This is a genomic window from Paenibacillus oryzae (genome assembly GCF_001675045.1).
Classification (GTDB): domain Bacteria; phylum Bacillota; class Bacilli; order Paenibacillales; family Paenibacillaceae; genus Pristimantibacillus; species Pristimantibacillus oryzae.
This window is the reverse complement of the sequence record NZ_LYPA01000079.1, coordinates 30,414-48,071: the sequence shown is the minus strand read 5'-3', so window position 1 is coordinate 48,071 and position 17,658 is coordinate 30,414. Positions and strand designations below refer to the sequence as shown.

Here is a 17,658-nt window from a genome sequence, read left to right as displayed (position 1 = left end):
TGCCCGCACCTGCTCAACTGATCTTGCCTTTGCTTGCATCATGCATCTGCGCTTTTGCCCTTGTGTCTCTACATCTGTACTTTTACGATCGCACTCTCGCCTCTATATTGCATCCGTCTCTGACAATTCCCCTGCTTAATCCAGCGACCTTGTGCGCATAGCGACAAAACCGGAGGGCTTCCATTGCAGGAACGCTACGATACAGACAAACACCAGCACCTTGCCGAGCGATGCGTTCGTCCAGTATTCAAACATCGTATTGAACATACCGATGCCCGTTGCTCCCAATATGGTTCCGACAAGCTTGCCGACGCCACCCAGCACAACGACCATAAAGGCATCCACGATATAATAAGTGCCAAGCGACGGGCCGATTGGCCCCAGCAGGGTCAAGGCGCATCCCGCAATACCCGCAATGCCGGAGCCAATAGCGAAGGTCATCCGGTCGACTCTTCTCGTGGAGATACCGAGACAAGCAGCCATTTCCCGGTTTTGCATAACGGCCCGCATCCGCCTTCCTTCGTTGCTTCTGTAAATATAGAGATACATCGCAACAAGACAGGCGATAACCAGCGCGATAATAAACAGCCGTTTGTAGGGCAGCAAGGTGCCGCCCATCACAACCATGCCGCCATCCAGCCAGGCTGGACTTTTGACCGCAACATTAGGCGCTCCAAAAATCGTTCTCGCCAATTGCTGAAGAACCAAACCCACGCCCCAGGTAGCCAGCAGACTATCCAATGGCCGGCCGTACAGGAAGCGGATCAGGCCCGCCTCCAGCACCATACCGATTAGAAAAGCAATACCGAAGCTAACCGGCACCGCCAGTACAAAATACCAGTCAAAAAGCTCCGCTGGCATATAAGAGATAAACAGATTTTGCGTTAAATACGTGGCATAAGCCCCAATCATAATCAGCTCGCCGTGAGCCATATTGATAACCTTCATAAGTCCAAAAGTAATCGCCAGTCCAAGCGCAACCAGCAGCAGAATTGAACTGATGCTCAGCCCATTGAATAATTGCAGAACAAAAAGCTCCATAGGAACGCTCCCAACTTTGACTTTTTGAACAGACCGGAAGTTTCGGTTGAATTTCATATTCGACGCCAGCCATGCCCCCAGGCATGTTCTGTAATGGGAAGCGGACCTTTTGAGCATCCTCTTTAAATGAAAGTTCAAAAAGTCCGGTTTCCAGTACCAAGAAGATGGAAAGAAGCTAGAAATAGAGGACCGGAGCGTAGTGATAGCTACGTGAGGACCGGATATTTCGGCTGAATTCCATATTCGACGCCAGCCATGCCCCCAGGCATGTTCCGCAATGGGAAGCGGACTTTTTGAGCATCCTCTTTAAATGAAAGTTCAAAAAGTCCGGTTTCCAGTACCAAGAAGATGGAAAGAAGCTAGAAATAGAGGACCGGAGCGTAGTGATAGCTACGTGAGGACCGGATATTTCGGCTGAATTCCATATTCGACGCCAGCCATGCCCCCAGGCATGTTCCGCAATGGGAAGCGGACTTTTTGAGCATCCTCTTTAAATGAAAGTTCAAAAAGTCCGGTTTCCAGTACCAAGAAGATGGAAAGAAGCTAGAAATAGAGGACCGGAGCGTAGTGATAGCTACGTGAGGACCGGATATTTCGGCTGAATTCCATATTCGACGCCAGCCATGCCCCCAGGCATGTTCTGTAATGGGAAGCGGACTTTTTGAGCTACCGCTAAGGTTGGATGGAGGTTGCCCAGTCGTAGTTTTTCAAAAACGGATCCGGCTTGACGGCTTCTCCCGAGTTCCAGAGCTCCTTGAACTGGCCATCGCTTTGCACCTCGCCGATCCGGACCGTTTTGTAAATATGCTGGGTTTCGCCGTCGATCTTGACCTTGCCGCTTGGGGCTTCCCACTCCAATTCCTTAGCCGCTTCCTTAACTTTGTCCACGTCGGTGGAGCCTGCCTTCTCCACAGCCGCTGCCCACAAATAAACGGCGGTATAGCCAGCCTCGATGGGGTCAGCCGTTACTCGATCTGCTCCGTATTTCGCCTTGTAGCTTTCCACGAAGGCCGGATTGGTTGGCGTTTCCGTCGTCTGGTAATAGTTCCAGGAAGCCAGATGGCCTTCCAGCACCGATACGCCGATGCCGCGAATCTCCTCCTCCGCAACCGATACCGACAGCGTTGTTATGTCCTTTGCGGTAATGCCTGCATCCTTCAATTGCTTGAAAAAGGCAACGTTGCTGTCGCCGTTAAGGGTGTTGTACACGATATCGGGGTCGGCAGCTTTTATTTTGCTAATAATAGTGCTGTAATCCGTATGTCCAAGCGGGGTATATTCCTCTCCAACCAGCTCGCCGCCCTCCGCCTTCAGCTGCTCCTTAATGATCAGATTGGCTGTGCGGGGGAAAACATAATCGGAGCCAAGGAGGTAAAATGTTTTGCCGCGATTTTCGAGCAGCCATGTGACGGAAGGCACGATTTGCTGGTTAGTGGTTGCGCCCGTGTAGAATATGTTTGGGGAGGACTCCAGTCCTTCATATTGGACCGGATACCATAAAAGACCGTTTAGCTCCTCGAATACAGGAAGCATTGCTTTGCGGCTGGCGGATGTCCATCCGCCAAATACCGTCGCAACTTTGTCCTCCGATATCAGCTTGCGCGCCTTTTCTGCAAAGGTCGGCCAGTCGGAAGCGCCGTCCTCCAGCACCGGAACGATTTTTTTGCCCAATACGCCGCCGGCTGCATTGATTTCTTCAATCGCCATCAGCTCGGAATCAATAACCGACATTTCGCTGATCGCCATCGTTCCGCTCTGCGAATGAAGAATGCCAACCTTGATTTCGCCCTCCGTATTGCCTGCGCCGCCAGCTTCGGTTGAAGCCCCTGGTGTTGCCGTGCCGCCGGAAGCCGGCTCTGCTCCCTTTCCGCCACAGCCTGCCAGTGCCAGACATATGGCAATCATCAATAACCCCCACATGCTTAATAAACCCTTCCTTTTCATCCCACCACTCCCCGCCTCTATTTTTCTGCCGAACATTTCCATGGATTGTGTTTCCAATGTTCGTGGTTACAGTATATTCGCACAGCTTTTTACATGTCAATATATATTACATAAAACAACGATTTCGAACCGATTGATGAATTATACGTTATTTTTATTAACTCGTTATTGACATGAAATTTAGGCTGATGCTACAGTTGTGACATGAGATTTACAGAAAGATCCTGTTTTATGATGGTTAGCCGCTATTTCAAGGAGATTTCTGTCGAATGATGTTGTTTTTTGTATATTGTATTCAAATCCACTATTTCATTATGGTCCCGAGAGGAGAGAGTGCATCATGCATCTTACGTATCAGGAACGTGACAAGCTGCTGCTATATGTGGCTGCTGATCTTGCCCAGAAGAGGCTGGCGCGGGGAGTAAAGCTCAATTATCCGGAGGCGGTGGCCCTTATTTCCGGGTATGTCATGGAGGGGGCAAGGGACGGCAAGTCCGTTGCGGCGCTTATGGAGGAAGCCCGTCACCTTCTAACACCGGACCAGGTAATGGACGGGATCTCTTCCCTATTGTCCGAGGTACAGGTGGAAGCTACCTTTCCCGACGGCACCAAGCTTGTATCGGTACATGATCCTATTGGGGATAACAGCGGCTTGATTGCGGGCGAATATGATTTGCTGGAAGAGCCGATTCAGCTATTGCCGAATCGTCCCCGCATCAACCGGGAGGTCACCAATACCGGAGACAGGCCGATTCAGGTTGGTTCCCATTTTCACTTTTACGAGAGCAACCCGGCGCTTTCTTTCCACCGTGAAGGCACTCAGGGGTATCGGCTTGATATCGCTTCGGGGCTTTCCATAAGATTTGAGCCCGGTGAAACCAAAAGCATCGGTCTGGTTCAGATTGGCGGTAGCAAGGAAATTTATGGATTTGCAGGATTAACAAACGGGGAGGTTAAACCATGAGCACAATTGATCGCGCAACCTATGCCAGCATGTACGGCCCAACGACGGGCGATCGCGTCCGCCTGGGAGACACCTCTCTCTGGATAGAAATCGAAAAGGACTATACGGTTTATGGCGATGAATGCGTGTTTGGCGGAGGCAAGGTCGTCCGGGACGGCATGGGACAACATCCGCTGGCTACAAGAGATGAAGGCGTGCTGGATCTGGTTATTACCAATGCCATCATCATTGATACATGGGGAATTGTAAAAGCAGATATCGGCGTAAAGGACGGCAAAATTGCAGGTATCGGCAAAGCGGGCAATCCCATGGTGATGGACGGGGTTACGCCGGGGATGATTATCGGGGTCGGAACCGAGGTTATTTCTGCGGAAAATATGATCGTTACGGCCGGGGGCGTTGATTCCCACGTGCATTATATCAGTCCCCAGCAGGTCGAAATCGCACTGCAAAGCGGGGTTACTACATTTGTTGGAGGCGGCACGGGACCTGCTACCGGAACGCTTGCAACCAACTGCACCTCAGGCGTCTGGAATTTGCAAAGAATGCTGAAGGCGACCGACGCTTTGCCGATCAACATGGTATTTCTGGGCAGGGGCAACAGCTCCAGGCCGGAAGCTCTGATCGAGCAGGTCCAGGCAGGGGCCGCAGGACTCAAAATTCACGAGGATTGGGGCAGCACTCCTTATGTCATCGACAAATGCATGGATGTAGCGGAAGGACTGGATGTCCAGGTTAATATTCATACGGATACGCTTAATGAGGCAGGGTTTGTTGAAGATAGTCTTCGTTCCTTCAAAAATCGCACCATTCACACCTACCATACGGAAGGAGCTGGAGGCGGACATGCGCCCGATTTGCTGCGCGTAGCGTCCATGCCGAATGTGCTGCCTTCCTCCACCAGCCCGACAATGCCTTATACCGTCAACACCATTGACGAGCATCTGGATATGCTGATGATTTGCCATCATCTTGATCCCCGCATACCCGAAGATGTAGCCTTTGCCGCTTCCCGCATCCGTTCCGAAACCATCGGGGCCGAGGATATTCTGCATGATATTGGCGCAATTAGCATGACAAGCTCAGACTCCCAGGCTATGGGAAGGGTTGGAGAGGTTGCTATCCGCACCTGGCAAACAGCCGACAAAATGAAGCAGCAGCGCGGTCCGCTTGGCTCTGACACACGATCTGACAACTTCCGCGTCAAACGATACATTGCCAAATATACAATCAATCCCGCCATTACACACGGCATATCGACCTATGTCGGTTCTATCGAGGTTGGCAAAATTGCCGATTTGGCATTATGGAAACCTGCGTTTTTTGGAGCCAAGCCGGAAATGGTGCTTAAAAGCGGTTTTATTGTCCATGCCGGCATGGGCGATCCCAACGCGTCGATTTCAACGCCTCAGCCCTATATGTACCGGCCTATGTTCGGCAGCTATGGCGGCGCGCAGGCCGAGCTCAGCATAACCTTTGTATCCAAGGCGTCGCTGGAGAGCGGATCGCTTGCGCCGCTTGGCTTGCGCAAGCAGCTCCTGCCCGCATTCAACTGCCGCAATTTGACCAAATCGCAGATGGTGCTTAATGGTGAAATGCCTGACATTATGGTTGATCCCAAAACCTATGCCGTTAGTGTCAATGGCGAGCGCCTGACGTCGGCCCCTGTAGATTTTCTTCCGCTGGCTCAGCGATATTTTTTGACTTAATCATTTAATCAGTAATAAGCAGCAGCCATGGACGAAATATACAAAGTCCTTGACTGCTGCTTTTAATGGTAATGAAGTGCGGAATACTTGAACCCCTGCATCCAGGTACTGTTACTGTTAGAGCCTCGCAAATTTGATGTAATCAACCGGGGCAGGCTCTGCCGACTCGCTCCGAAGCGCCCGGTTAATTTGCCCCCGGTGGTATTGACCATGCAAGAGCACCTGCAGAAGGATGTCCCGGACGGAAGTTCGGAACGGAACACCGCTTTGGTTGGCATAATTGATCATCTCGTCCAACTGAGATTGATCGAGCCCTTCGATGTAAAGCTGATATTGCTTGGCGTTCTCTTCAAACATCGTCCGGAGAGCGGTCGGGTCTTCCGCTTCCTCCCACAGCGAATATTTCGCGCTGCCCTTGCCGTTCAGTCGCAAGAGCCAGACTCTTTCCGCAATCGCAACATGCCGAACCAGCTTAAGAAGCTCCTTGTTCTTCGTCCCACTCCGCTCAAGCGCATCCAAGATTACCCCATCAGCCCAGTACATGTGATCCATCATGCTTTTGATTGTCTTCATTTTGATTTCCCCCTCTTCTCTGCAACTCGTTTATTCAATTATATAGGTTCTAAAAAACCTGCCAAAGCAACATTGGCAGGTCCTTTTGGTACAGAGTGCTGTCTGCACATTTACTCTTCATCAGTAGGGGGGCGTCCTGGCCTCTTTAATCTGCCTGCCTTGCTTAAAGCTTCTCTGAGCAAATATTCAATATGGCTGTTGACGCTGCGGAATTCGTCACCTGCCCATTGCTCCAGCGCCTTATGAATCTCGGGGTCAAGACGCAATGGAAATGCTTTTTTTTCTTTAGCCATACCGGCTTACCCTCAGCTATACAGCGATCCTGTATTAATAACCGGCTGGGCAGCGCGATCAGATACAATAGAAACCATCAGGTTATTGATCATAGCCGCCTTCCGCTCCGCATCAAGCTCAATTCCGGCACCCTCCAGCTGCTTCAAAGCGGCATCCACCATGCCTACAGCGCCTTCTACAATTTTCTGACGGGCCGATACAATTGCCGTGGCCTGCTGCCGCTGGAGCATTGCGCTGGCAATTTCCGGCGCATACGCCAAATGGGTAATGCGGGTTTCACGCAGCTCCACGCCAGCTACATCCAGACGATCCTGCAGCTCTCTTAGCAATTCTGCAGCCACTTCATCCGCATTGCCTCGAAGCGATGCCACGGTATCATCCTCAAAGGTGTCATAGGGGTATTTGGCCGCAATATGACGGATAGCCGTTTCACTCTGAATTTCGACAAACCGCTCGTATTGATCAACGTCAAAGCTTGCCTTGGCCGTATCCACCACTTTAAATACGATAACGGCGCCGATTTCAACCGGATTGCCCCCCGCATCGTTTACCTTCAGCTTCTGGCTATTGAAGTTCCGAACCTTCAGCGAAACCGTTGCTTTTACCGTAAGCGGCAATACCATCCACAATCCGCTTTGAATAACCGTACCGACATAGGTACCAAAAAAGGTAATAACCTTTGCTTCATTCGGCTGCACAATAGTGAGGGAGGAAGCGATAATTGCCGCGAGTCCTACCAGTACCACACCGACTACAAACTTGGAAATCGATGGATCATCGGATATTTTCAATTCCGTCGCAATCATCGCCACTCCGCCGATGGTTGCGGCAAACCCTATCAGCAGGGCCAGATAACCATTTAGATGAAAAGCTTTTTTTTCATTCATGCTGGATCATCTCCTATATCTCTTTGATATTTTTATGATATCACTTTTTACAAATATAAGCAATCTCCTTTTTTGCCTAAAATACATAGCTATGGCTTATTAACAACAACAAAAAGACCCACCCTCCGCCTAATCGGGAGGATGGGCCATAGATGGGCCGTTGTTGCTGTAGAATGGAATTACTTCAACGACTCCGACAGCTCGGTGAAAATAACGCCAAGCGCATAAGCGCCCGCATCGGGATGGCCCAGGCTGCGTTCCCCAACCGTTCCCGCACGGCCCATGCGCGCCACAATTTTTTCTGTCGCTTTAGCGCCTTCGACGGCTGCCGCCGCGCCTTTGGCAAAGGCGGCTTTAATGTCCAGCCCGGACTTAGCGCTCTCCGACCATGCGTCGGCGCATGGCACAAGCGCGTCAATCAGCGTCTTGTCTCCTACAACCGCACCGCGGCCAAAGGAGCGTTCGCCCGTGGCCTGAATGCCTTTGACAGCGGCCTGGATCATTTCTGCAAATTGCGAAACATTCAGCTCCAGCTTATCTCCGGCAGATTTACCCGCTGCGCGGAACGCCGAGCCCCAGATGGGACCGGAGGCTCCGCCGCAATGCTCCATAATGATAAGGGAGCATGCGTCCAGAAATGAACCGATCGTTCCTTTTTCCTCGTTGACGATATGATTCCATTCCCGCTTGAGCTGGCGGAAGCCTTTGGCTACGCTCATGCCGAAATCGCCATCACCCGCATGGGAGTCCAGCTCGCAAAACGGTACTTCGTTGCGGATAATGATCTCGCTCATCTTATCTACCAGATAAACGACATTATCCAGAGTCACGGCATCGCCCTGGATAACCGCCGCTTCCGTTGATGTCTGCACGTCATAGGAGACAGCAACATCCTCCTGAACCGATGCCTCTATCGCTTCCGAATAACTAATTGCAGCGGCCGGCGGACCGGATATTTTGAATGCCGGCGTATCGCTTTCCCGGAACAACAGCTCCTTCAGCTCGTCATCCAGCTTCAGAATGGTCAAGGAGGCTCCCGACATATCAATGCTGGTCATATAGTTGCCAACAAAGGTGACTGCAATGGACAAGCCCGTCCGTTTTGCCAGCTCGCGCTGGACCGAATTGTTCAGCACATACAGCTCCTGCTGCGGGGTTGCGCCAAAGCCATTGACCAAAACGGCAATTTCCGCCGTCTCTCCGTCTGCCAGCCTCAGATCGGCCAGCAAGGATTGCGTCATGCGCGCGGCAAGCTCATCCGCCGTTGCGATTTTTTCACGCCGGATGCCCGGTTCGCCATGAATGCCTACGCCGTATTCCATCTCGTCTTCGGCAATGGCGAAGGTTGGCGTTCCTTTTGCAGGCACGGTGCAGGAGGTAAAAGCAAATCCGATGCTGCGCACATTCTGCGCCGCTTTTTCCGCGGCGGCCTTGACATCGGCAAGGCTCCGTCCCTCTTCGGCTGCGGCTCCGGCAATTTTGTGAACCAGCACCGTTCCCGCCACGCCGCGGCGGCCTACCGTGTACAAGCTGTCCTGAACAGCGATATCGTCCTCAACCTTCACATATTGCACCTGAATGCCGTCTTCTTCTGCGAGATGCGCCGCGTTTTTAAAATTCATCATATCGCCGCTATAGTTTTTAATAATGAGCAATGTGCCTTTGGTGCTAGCCGTCGCTTTAATCGCCTGGTACACTTGGATTTGCGAAGGGGATGCAAACACATCGCCGCATACGGCGGCATCCAGCATGCCTTTGCCGACATAGCCCGCATGAGCGGGCTCATGCCCGCTTCCGCCGCCGCTAATCAAGCTCACCTTGTCCGCACGAATAGCTCTGCGCTTGATTACTTTATATTTTTTTAGAAATTCCAGCTCCGGATGCGCTAACGCAATCCCGTTGCACATCTCCATAACAACGTTTTCGGCCCCGTTGATGATTTTTTTCATGACTTCGCACCTCGGCTGGCTTTATAAGCACGGCCGATCCGGTCAGCCGTTGCGATCGCTCCCGCAACCTCGGCTACTGTAAACGGGAATGGCATCGCATGAATGGACTCCTCCGGAATACACGCTTTTTCCGCTACCTCCAGCAGCTCCTCCTGCGTAATGGCTTCTACGCCGATATCGGCAAGACAAACGGGCAAACCGACATCAAGGCAGAAGTCCAGCACCTGATTCAACTCCTCCGTCGGCGCATTTTCAAGCACAAGCTGGGCGATTGTTCCAAAAGCAACCTTTTCGCCATGGAAATAATGATGCGTGCCCTCCAGAATCGTCAGACCGTCATGAATAGCATGCGCTGCCGCCAGGCCGCCGCTTTCAAAACCAAGGCCGGACAGCAAAATGTTTGTCTCCACTATGTTTTCAAGCGCCTGCGTGACCATGTTGCTATCACTTGCAGCCTTAGCCTTTACGCCGTCGCGCAGCAGCATCTCGTAGCACAGCTTGGCAAGCGCAAATGCCGCGTTTGTGCCAAATGCAGGAGGCGTAAGGCCTTCGCGGGCGCCCATCGGCAAGCTTGCATTTACGCGCGAATAGGAACGGGACGTTGCTCTCGCTTCAAAATAAGTAGACAAAGCGTCTCCCATGCCGGATACAAGAAAACGGGTTGGCGCGTTGGCAATAACAGTCGTGTCGATCAGCACCACGCTTGGGCTTTGCTTGAAATAAGCGTAGTCATCGAACGCGCCGTCCGGCGTATACAAAACGGCAGAATGGCTGGTCGGCGCATCTGTCGCCGCAATGGTCGGGCAAATAATAAGCGCTTCGCCTTCCGCGACGCATTTGGCCGCATCAATAGCTTTGCCGCCGCCAAGCCCGATTGTACAGTCGCATTTATTATTACGGGCGATTTCCTGCAAGCGCGCAACCTCCTCGCGCGAGCATTCTCCTTTAAAACCGCTTTCAACAAATGTAATTTGGAAGGTCTCTGCTGTTGCATCAAGCTTTGCTTTTACACGCTCAACATCATCAGGATGGGCAATAAGGAGAGCGGATTGACCAAAGGAACGGACGAAATAACCCAGATTCAGCAATTCATCCTCGCCTTGCACATATTTCGTTGGGCTAATAAACGCTTTTCTCATTTGTAAAACCTCCTAGAATGGTTTGGAGCATTTACTATCAATATATAACAGGTCTATGGGGCAAGCAGTGGACAATGATAACAAATTATTATAATTTTCAATCGTAATTTTTTGCTTTTTAACTGAAACATGGTATCTTATTGTCATGCGGTCCCCATAACCGGACTTCTTCAACTCCTATAGATTACCCAGCACGGCATGATTTTACTAAAACGCCAGGAATGGAATCATCGCTTTTAAAAGCATAACTTGATATTGCTTCAGAGGAGGCGGCCGGCTTGTTCAGGGAATATTTACAGCTCAACAAAATACTGGATTTGCAAAAGTGGAAACGGCTGCAGGATTCCCTTGCCAGCGTCACCAAGCTGGCTATTCTCACCGTCGATTACAAAGGCAATCCCGTCACCAGCCACAGCAGCTGCCAGTCATTCTGCAATAGCGTACGCAAGGACCCCGAGCTTCTTCCCTATTGTCAAAAATGCGATTCGCGGGGCGGTCTGGAGGCGGTTCGCCTTAATGAGCCTTATATTTATCTTTGCCATTTCAATATTATTGACATCGCGATCCCCATTACTATTGATGGCAAGTACATTGGAGCAGTCATGGCCGGCCAGGTCAAGCTATCGGATTCCGATAAATCACGCGGGCTGGAGCAAATCGTTGTTTCCCAGGACCCGCACATGCATGAAACCAAGCTGGAGATGCTGCGGAGTTCTTATGACCAGCTTCCTGTCATGACTTATGAAGAGATCGTAACCATCTCCAACATGCTGTCGCTGCTTTGCAACTACATCGTAGAAGAAGCGCTGGACAAAAATCTGCTGATCGAGATGTTTAGCCAATCGTCCGGCTCCGACCAGAACGGCAAGCTCAACTTATCCGCCATTCTTCCCGGTTATTCCATCCGCAATATCGAGTCCATCAAAAGGGAAATGACCAACGCCATTGCCGACGCCTATCTCAGCAGCAGCCCGGAGGAGAGAGAAATTACGAATCCCGTGCTTCAACCGGCCCTGGATTACATTCATACTCACAAAAGCGAGCAGGTTACGCTCAAGCAAGCGGCTGAGCTATGCCATCTTAGTCCGAGCTATTTCAGCAGATTATTTGCCAAGGAAACGAGCGAAAACTTCACGGTTTATCTGGCGCGTTTGAAAATCAAATGGGCCAAAAAGCTGCTGGAGGCAACCGATATGCCGATTTCCCAAATCAGCGATGAGCTTGGCTTTAATGAATCGGGCTATTTTATAAAAACTTTCAAAAAATACGAAGATATCACGCCTGCTGTTTACCGAAAATATATGCAGAAGCAATAACCGGGGCAATCCAAACAAACCTCTATTTATAATAAAAACACCTTGCGTACCAGATCGAGAAAGCTTTTGCCCGTCTCGCTGCTGTTCGCAAGGTGTTTTTTCTTATTATTCAGTTGTGCTTTCAGTGCTTTCAGGCGATGGAGTTGGGCTTGCTTCTCCTGTTGCTTCGCCTTCACCCGAGCCTTCAGCTGTTGGCGATGGCTGCGGAAGGGTAACCTTCAGCTCCTGCTTAGGCATCTCATCCTTCATAAAAGCTTCCAGGTATTTGTACGCCGCCGCTTGTTTAATTTGTTCCTTTTGCTCGTCCGTAATTTGATCATACGTTTTCACTTCACGCTTGTCGACCTGAATGATGTGGTAGCCAAAATCGGATTTCACCGGCTCGCCAACGACGCCGATTTCCTGTTCAAAGGCTGCGAGTCTAAAGGGCTCAACAAAGGTGCTGCCCGCTTTGTCCTTATAGAGGCCGCCGTCCTCCTTGGAGCCCGGATCATCGGAATATTGCTTGGCAAGCTCCGTCCAGTCGCCTCCGGCCTTCAGCTTGTCCTTCACTTCATTGGCGCGGGCCAACGCTTCCTCATCCGTACGGATGTCTTTGGATTCGCCTGTTTTTTCATCCTTTTCCTTTGTAGCCACCAGAATATGACGCACATCGAAAACGGCAAAGTTAGATTCGGCATCCTTAAACGCCGCAGCAGTATCGGTGTCCGTTACCAGGGAGTTCACATAAGCCACAACAGCGGATTGAAGCAGCAGGAACGTAGCCATATCCTCGTCGCGGATATTTTTTTCCTTCACCTTAGCGGCTATGCTTTCGTCGGAATTCACATAGTCCTTATAATCCTTCAGCTGCTTATCCACTTCCCCACGAGCCTTCTCCAGGTCATCCTCTGATGCTCGGGAAGCCAGCACCTTATATGAAACATATTGTTCCACGATCATTTCCTGGAACTGTGGAATAGATAAAACTTGCTCGTAAGCAGGCTGCGTAATCCCGATGATCGCCAAATATTTGTCCAGTTCCTTCTGCGTGACCTGGCCATCCTTGTAGGTAGCGACCACCTCGCCTCCATTCACATCTTTAAATTCAAGCGAATGCTTGCCGCCCTTGCCGTTGCCTCCGCCGCACGCGGCAAGCAAGGTCATTGCAAGCACGGCTGCAATAACAAGCAAAACGCTTTTGCGCCATACCGGCTTGCGTGTTGAGTAAAACATGCCAAATCCCCTTTCAGAATATAAACTTGCTTACATTGTAGCAGAAATGATTCCACAAAAGCGAATCGTGCATACCTGTGAGCAAAAAGACTGCTCTCTCACCCTGTACAACAAAAAGCCTTCACCCGCAGCGACATGCAGGGAAGGCCTCCTTGTTTAATTTATGGTTTTAAAAAAACTTCCTGCTGTAAGCTAATTATAACGCCCTTTATCCCGCTTATTTCAAAGAAAGCTGGAAGACAGTGCCCGGCTCTCCAACAAAAACAACCTTTCCGTTTGGCGGCAGCTCTATGGCACGGTCCTCATCAACCTGTGAAAAAAACACGCATATGCCGGATGCGTCATAAACGGCAAAGGAGCTTTGAGCCGGGCGGCTGACGGTTAACCTTTTCCCTGCAGCGGCTTCGGGAATGGCGAACCATCTGGCGAGCCCATCCTCAAGAATAGTCGCTTTTGATTTTTGTCCCCCGTATATTGATTTGATTCCGTCTTCATGTATAAAAAGAAAGCTCTGTACTTTCAGATATTCCGTACCGTTGTCCTGATAGAACTGGTATGGCATATGATCGCGGCCATTCAGGCCCGGAATTTGAATATCGTTTTTGGAGCTATTTGGTCCCGTTATTTTTTGAGAAGCATTATATCCCGGGACATCCTCCATTAATTGAACGGTGGTAGCCATGTTTGCAAAATATAAGGCGGACGTAAACTTCTCATTCAAAATATAATAGATCTTTCCGTCCCGCTCCGCCCATTTTTCCGCCGTTTCACTGGAAATTTCATTTTTATCCAGCTTTTCCGCATCATAATATGTTGCAACGGTTTGACCCAGACCAGGGAGGGAGATATACTGGCTAATCCACAAATATACCCTGTCGTTTGTCTCTTCAACAAAACGGACCTTTGTCGTTCCGTCCTGGCTTATATAATCGCCACTCTCCGTAAAGACATATTCAGCTGCCCCTGTTCCCGGCTGCAAGGCGTTCGACAATAGCAGCTTGCCTTCCGGTGTGATCCCGATCTGGTAAACCGTTTGAAAATTCCCATAAACGCCTGCATAGTCTAGCTGCTTCTGCGGCGGAGCTGCCGCAATCGGTTCGCCAAAAGATTTTGGAGACGGCAAATGCTGAATATCTCCCCGTTCCTTAAGTGCTTGCAGCAGGAGGTCGGAAGCAAAAACTGAATTAAAAATACTCGATCCTCCCGAAGAGAGTACAGCAGCTGTCATTCCTTGCTCCGGCAGTACGATCAGCTGTGCATGATAAAAGAGCGTATCTCCGCCTTTGGTAAGCGCCTTGATTCCGTAATCGCCAAAGGGAGCCAGATGAACCGAATCCCACCCCAGCCCATAGTTGAACATGTCGCTTCCTTGCTCAGGCCATAATCCGCGCTTATATTCCTCTTGCGCCATTTGGGTGACGGCTGTATCCGATAAAAGCCCCTGTCCATAACCTGCAAATAATCCGCCAAAAAGAGCCAGTTCCTCTGCCGTAGAATAGATGCCCCCGCTGCCGATAGCATTGTCTATTCCCAGCGGCATTTGCCCCTCCCGCATCGGAGAATAGAGCGCAGCAGCCGCTTCCTCGTTCAGCTCCTCGCTGGCTGTATAGGTTCGGGATAAAGCCAATGGCTCAAAAAAAGCATGTTGAATGAATTCGGTAAAGCTCATGCCGCTCACTTCCTCTACCAGCAGCTCAGCCAATGTGAAGCTGTCATTGCTGTAGACCGAATAAGCGCCGGGATCGGCTTTAAGCTCCTGCTGCGCCAAATCCTCCAGAAAATGATCATGCGCATAAGTGTCATTGTCGCGATACAAAATACTATTCGTTAACGTCGAGCCGTTCAAGCCGGAGGAATGGTTGAGCAGCATTCGGGGCGTAATCTGCTTGTAGCGGCTATCCTTCATCGTAAAAGCCGGAAGGTAGCTGACTACCGGTTCGTCGAGCTTCAGCTTGCCTTCATCAACAAGCCTCATAACGGCGGCAGCAGCATAGACTTTGGCAACGGAGCCAATGCCGTATACCGTATTGTTGTTTAACGGAATGATGCCTTGCTCGTCGTTTATTCCAGCCTGTCCCGACACGGCAATCCGGCCGTTATCGAATAATGCGTATTGCACGCTGGTTACTCCATAGTCTTCCGTCAGCAAAGCTGCTTTTTTCGCTGCGGACTGCCTGGTCGCCGAATAGGATTGTGTTCCTCCCGATTCCTCTTTGGCCAAAACCGCTGCTGAAGGAATAAGCAGCGCAATAGCCAGTATCGCGGTTGCGGATCTTTTAAACAATTTAATCCCCATCGTTTTCACCTCAACATTCAGATTAATAGAGGCTGCCCAGCCCAAAAAGCCGGTCAGTAGCTTTCTTTTCCAAGTGTAATACCTGACGTTGCGTCATGAGCAAGCGCTATTATCAATCAACGAAGGGAAATTTGGAAAACGGAACCAGGATCTCCGGCAAAAACAATCTTTCCGTTAACCGGCAGCTCGACTTCACGGTTATCTTCAACCTGCGAGAAATATACGCATGTTCCAGCAGCGTCATATACGGCAAAGGAGCTTTGAGCCGGGCGGCTGACAGTCAACATTTTTCCAGCAGCGGCTTCCGGAATTTTAAACCATCTGGCAAAGCCGTTGTCCGCTATTGTAACTCTGGACTTTTTACCCGCATAGATAGCTGATACGCCATCCTCGCTTATCATCACAGAGCCTTGCGACTTCCCGTATTCAATCCCGTTTTCGGAATAGAATTGTAACGGAGAGTGGTCGCGGCCGCTCATGGCAGGAATGCTGATATCGCTTCTGGAGCTATTGGGGCCCGTTATTTTTTGGTCCATAACATAGCCGGGTGCTTCATCCAGAAGGTGAATGGCCATACCCGTATTTTGCAAGTATAAGACGGACGAAAATTTTTCACTAACGACATAATACAACTTGCCATCCCGTTTTTCCCACGCTTTGGCTGTTGCATCGGTAATCGCATTAGGACCAAGCTTCTCCATGGCATAATGGCTCAGCTTAGTTTGACCAATGCCCGGAAGCTGCAAATAATCACTGGTCCACAAATAAACGTTTCCGTTTTTTTCTTCCACAAAACGGGCTTTCATCATGCCGTCGGCGCTAATATAGTCACCGTTTTCGGTATAAATATATTCCACCGATCCTGCGGCAGGCTGACTAGCGCTGGACAAAAGCAGCTTGCCCTCAGAGTCAAGGTCAATCTTGTATACTTGCGAGGTTCCGGCATAAAGGCCGCCATATTTAAGCTGCTCCTGCGGCAGTTGGGCCGCTTTTGGTTCGCCAAACGACTTAGGCGCCGGCAGCTCGTCGATTTTGCCGCGCTCCTTGAGCGCCTGTAGAAGAAGATCCGCCGCAAACACGCCATTGTAGGTGCTTGCGCCGCCTGACGAGAGGACAGCCGCCGCCATCCCTTGCTCCGGCAGCACAATCAGCTGCGCATGATAGAACAAGGTGTCTCCGCCCTTGGAGAGGGCCTTCATATCATAATCGCCAAACGGAAACAACGATACGGAATCCCAGCCCAGACCATACGCGAACATGTCGCTTCCTTCCTCCGGCCAAAGGCCCCGCTTGTATTCCTCTTCTCCCATAAGGGAAACCGATTTTTTCGATAAAACAGTTCCTTCATAACCGGCAAACACCCCGCCAAAAATGGCAAGCTCCTCGGCTGTGGAATAAATGCCCCCGGTGCCGATGACATTAACAACCTCTGACGGCATTTGACCTTTCTTCAATGGCGAATAAAGAGCAGCCATCTTATCGTTGTCAAGTCCATCGCCTGATGTTTGGGTATGGGAAAGTCCAAGCGGCTTCGTAATATATTGATGAATATAGTCCGTAAAGCTCATGCCGCTTACTTCCTCAACCAGCAGCTCGGCCAGTGTAAAGCTGTCATTGCTATATACGGAATACGCCCCCGGATCAGCCTTCAATTCCTGCTGCGCCAGAGAGTCCAGCAGCTGGTCATGCGGGTAGGAGTCATTGTCTTCAAACAAAAAGGCGTTGGTCAACGATGAGCCGTTCAACCCGGAGGAATGATTAAGCAGCATCCTTGGCGTAATTTGCTTGTAACGGCTATCCTTCATCGTAAATTCGGGCAAATAATTAACCAGAGGCTTGTCCAGCTCCAGCTTGCCTTCATCCACAAGCGTCATCACCGCGGCAGCGGTGTACACCTTGCTTACCGAACCAATGCCATAAACCGTCTCGTTCGTCAACGGGAGTTGGCCCTGCTCGTCATTAATGCCCGCTTGACCGGAAACGACAATCCGGCCTTGATCAAACAGAGCATATTGCACGCTAGACACTCCGTAGCTGCTCGTCAGCAACGCCGCTTTCGCTTCCGCAGCCTGCTTGGTTACCGAGTAGGATAACTCGGCTTTTGATTCCGCTGCCGACACAGCAGCCGCAGGAATCAGCATAGCAACCGTCAAAACGGCAGCAAGTGATCGCTTGTACCATCTTTTCATCATTTTGTCAGCTCACCTCTTCTATTGGAATGGGCAATATCCAAATATCGCCAAATCTATCTTCTCCTCTAGCATACCAGTTGACGCTGCGTCATGGGCAACCTTTTTAGGAGATTTTAGGTGAAAAATAATCGACAGAGCT

At 50.5% G+C, this 17,658-nt stretch carries 13 protein-coding genes; 3 read left to right on the top strand and 10 right to left on the bottom strand.

Annotation, left to right across the window (positions count from 1 at the left end; all coding sequences use genetic code 11):
• Positions 1-135: 135 nt before the first annotated feature.
• Both urtB and urtA read right to left on the bottom strand, forming a co-directional pair.
• Positions 136-1,041 carry an urea ABC transporter permease subunit UrtB gene (urtB, locus tag A7K91_RS23940; protein ID WP_068687014.1) on the bottom strand — a complete coding sequence of 302 codons (906 nt, stop codon included), beginning with the start codon at positions 1,039-1,041 and terminating at the stop codon, positions 136-138.
• A 672-nt stretch (positions 1,042-1,713) separates the two neighbouring features.
• Complete coding sequence (gene urtA / locus A7K91_RS23935) at positions 1,714-2,985, bottom strand: urea ABC transporter substrate-binding protein (protein WP_068687013.1); 1,272 nt, start codon at positions 2,983-2,985, stop codon at positions 1,714-1,716.
• A 340-nt stretch (positions 2,986-3,325) separates the two neighbouring features.
• Here urtA and ureA point away from each other — a divergent pair, with 340 nt between their 5' ends.
• Together ureA and ureC are read left to right on the top strand one after the other, a co-directional pair.
• Positions 3,326-3,949, top strand: coding sequence for an urease subunit gamma (ureA, locus tag A7K91_RS23930; protein ID WP_068687012.1), 624 nt, complete (start codon positions 3,326-3,328; stop codon positions 3,947-3,949).
• Positions 3,946-5,658 (top strand): urease subunit alpha, encoded by a 1,713-nt coding sequence (gene ureC, locus A7K91_RS23925; RefSeq protein WP_068687011.1) that lies wholly within the window; start codon positions 3,946-3,948, stop codon positions 5,656-5,658. The genes ureA and ureC overlap by 4 nt, the downstream gene beginning before the upstream one ends.
• A 117-nt stretch (positions 5,659-5,775) precedes the next feature.
• Here ureC and A7K91_RS23920 read toward each other — a convergent pair whose 3' ends face one another.
• From A7K91_RS23920 to A7K91_RS23900, 5 genes are all read right to left on the bottom strand, one after another.
• Complete coding sequence (locus A7K91_RS23920) at positions 5,776-6,231, bottom strand: DinB family protein (protein WP_068687010.1); 456 nt, start codon at positions 6,229-6,231, stop codon at positions 5,776-5,778.
• Between the two features lie 110 nt (positions 6,232-6,341).
• A complete protein-coding gene (locus tag A7K91_RS23915; protein WP_068687009.1) occupies positions 6,342-6,524 on the bottom strand; it encodes a type II toxin-antitoxin system antitoxin in 183 nt (60 codons plus the stop codon).
• 12 nt (positions 6,525-6,536) lie between these two features.
• Positions 6,537-7,412, bottom strand: coding sequence for an SPFH domain-containing protein (locus tag A7K91_RS23910; protein WP_068687008.1), 876 nt, complete (start codon positions 7,410-7,412; stop codon positions 6,537-6,539).
• A gap of 179 nt (positions 7,413-7,591) precedes the next feature.
• Positions 7,592-9,361, bottom strand: a complete 1,770-nt coding sequence (dhaK, locus tag A7K91_RS23905; RefSeq protein WP_068687007.1) for a dihydroxyacetone kinase subunit DhaK — start codon at positions 9,359-9,361, stop codon at positions 7,592-7,594.
• Positions 9,358-10,500, bottom strand: a complete 1,143-nt coding sequence (locus A7K91_RS23900; RefSeq protein WP_068687006.1) for a glycerol dehydrogenase — start codon at positions 10,498-10,500, stop codon at positions 9,358-9,360. Before A7K91_RS23900 ends, dhaK begins: the two co-directional genes overlap by 4 nt.
• 278 nt (positions 10,501-10,778) lie before the next feature.
• On the opposite strand from A7K91_RS23900, the gene A7K91_RS23895 reads away from it, so the two are divergent.
• Positions 10,779-11,816, top strand: a complete 1,038-nt coding sequence (locus A7K91_RS23895) for a PocR ligand-binding domain-containing protein (protein WP_068687005.1) — start codon at positions 10,779-10,781, stop codon at positions 11,814-11,816.
• Positions 11,817-11,921: 105 nt separating this feature from the next.
• Here the strand turns inward: A7K91_RS23895 and A7K91_RS23890 are convergent, their stop codons facing one another.
• From A7K91_RS23890 to A7K91_RS23880, 3 genes are all read right to left on the bottom strand, one after another.
• Positions 11,922-13,031 carry a peptidylprolyl isomerase gene (locus tag A7K91_RS23890; RefSeq protein ID WP_068687004.1) on the bottom strand — a complete coding sequence of 370 codons (1,110 nt, stop codon included), beginning with the start codon at positions 13,029-13,031 and terminating at the stop codon, positions 11,922-11,924.
• Positions 13,032-13,248: 217 nt separating this feature from the next.
• A complete protein-coding gene (locus A7K91_RS23885; protein ID WP_068687003.1) occupies positions 13,249-15,327 on the bottom strand; it encodes a serine hydrolase domain-containing protein in 2,079 nt (692 codons plus the stop codon).
• A 116-nt stretch (positions 15,328-15,443) separates the two neighbouring features.
• Complete coding sequence (locus A7K91_RS23880; RefSeq protein WP_068687042.1) at positions 15,444-17,516, bottom strand: serine hydrolase domain-containing protein; 2,073 nt, start codon at positions 17,514-17,516, stop codon at positions 15,444-15,446.
• Positions 17,517-17,658 lie beyond the last annotated feature (142 nt).

Excerpts from the sequence above, each read along its gene's own strand:
- urtB (WP_068687014.1), bottom strand. The coding sequence starts at position 1,041 with ATGGAGCTTTTTGTTCTGCAATTATTCAATGGGCTGAGCATCAGTTCA.
- urtA (WP_068687013.1), bottom strand. The coding sequence starts at position 2,985 with ATGAAAAGGAAGGGTTTATTAAGCATGTGGGGGTTATTGATGATTGCC.
- ureA (WP_068687012.1), top strand. The coding sequence starts at position 3,326 with ATGCATCTTACGTATCAGGAACGTGACAAGCTGCTGCTATATGTGGCT.
- ureC (WP_068687011.1), top strand. The coding sequence starts at position 3,946 with ATGAGCACAATTGATCGCGCAACCTATGCCAGCATGTACGGCCCAACG.
- A7K91_RS23920 (WP_068687010.1), bottom strand. The coding sequence starts at position 6,231 with ATGAAGACAATCAAAAGCATGATGGATCACATGTACTGGGCTGATGGG.
- A7K91_RS23915 (WP_068687009.1), bottom strand. The coding sequence starts at position 6,524 with ATGGCTAAAGAAAAAAAAGCATTTCCATTGCGTCTTGACCCCGAGATT.
- A7K91_RS23910 (WP_068687008.1), bottom strand. The coding sequence starts at position 7,412 with ATGAATGAAAAAAAAGCTTTTCATCTAAATGGTTATCTGGCCCTGCTG.
- dhaK (WP_068687007.1), bottom strand. The coding sequence starts at position 9,361 with ATGAAAAAAATCATCAACGGGGCCGAAAACGTTGTTATGGAGATGTGC.
- A7K91_RS23900 (WP_068687006.1), bottom strand. The coding sequence starts at position 10,500 with ATGAGAAAAGCGTTTATTAGCCCAACGAAATATGTGCAAGGCGAGGAT.
- A7K91_RS23890 (WP_068687004.1), bottom strand. The coding sequence starts at position 13,031 with ATGTTTTACTCAACACGCAAGCCGGTATGGCGCAAAAGCGTTTTGCTT.
- A7K91_RS23885 (WP_068687003.1), bottom strand. The coding sequence starts at position 15,327 with ATGGGGATTAAATTGTTTAAAAGATCCGCAACCGCGATACTGGCTATT.
- A7K91_RS23880 (WP_068687042.1), bottom strand. The coding sequence starts at position 17,516 with ATGAAAAGATGGTACAAGCGATCACTTGCTGCCGTTTTGACGGTTGCT.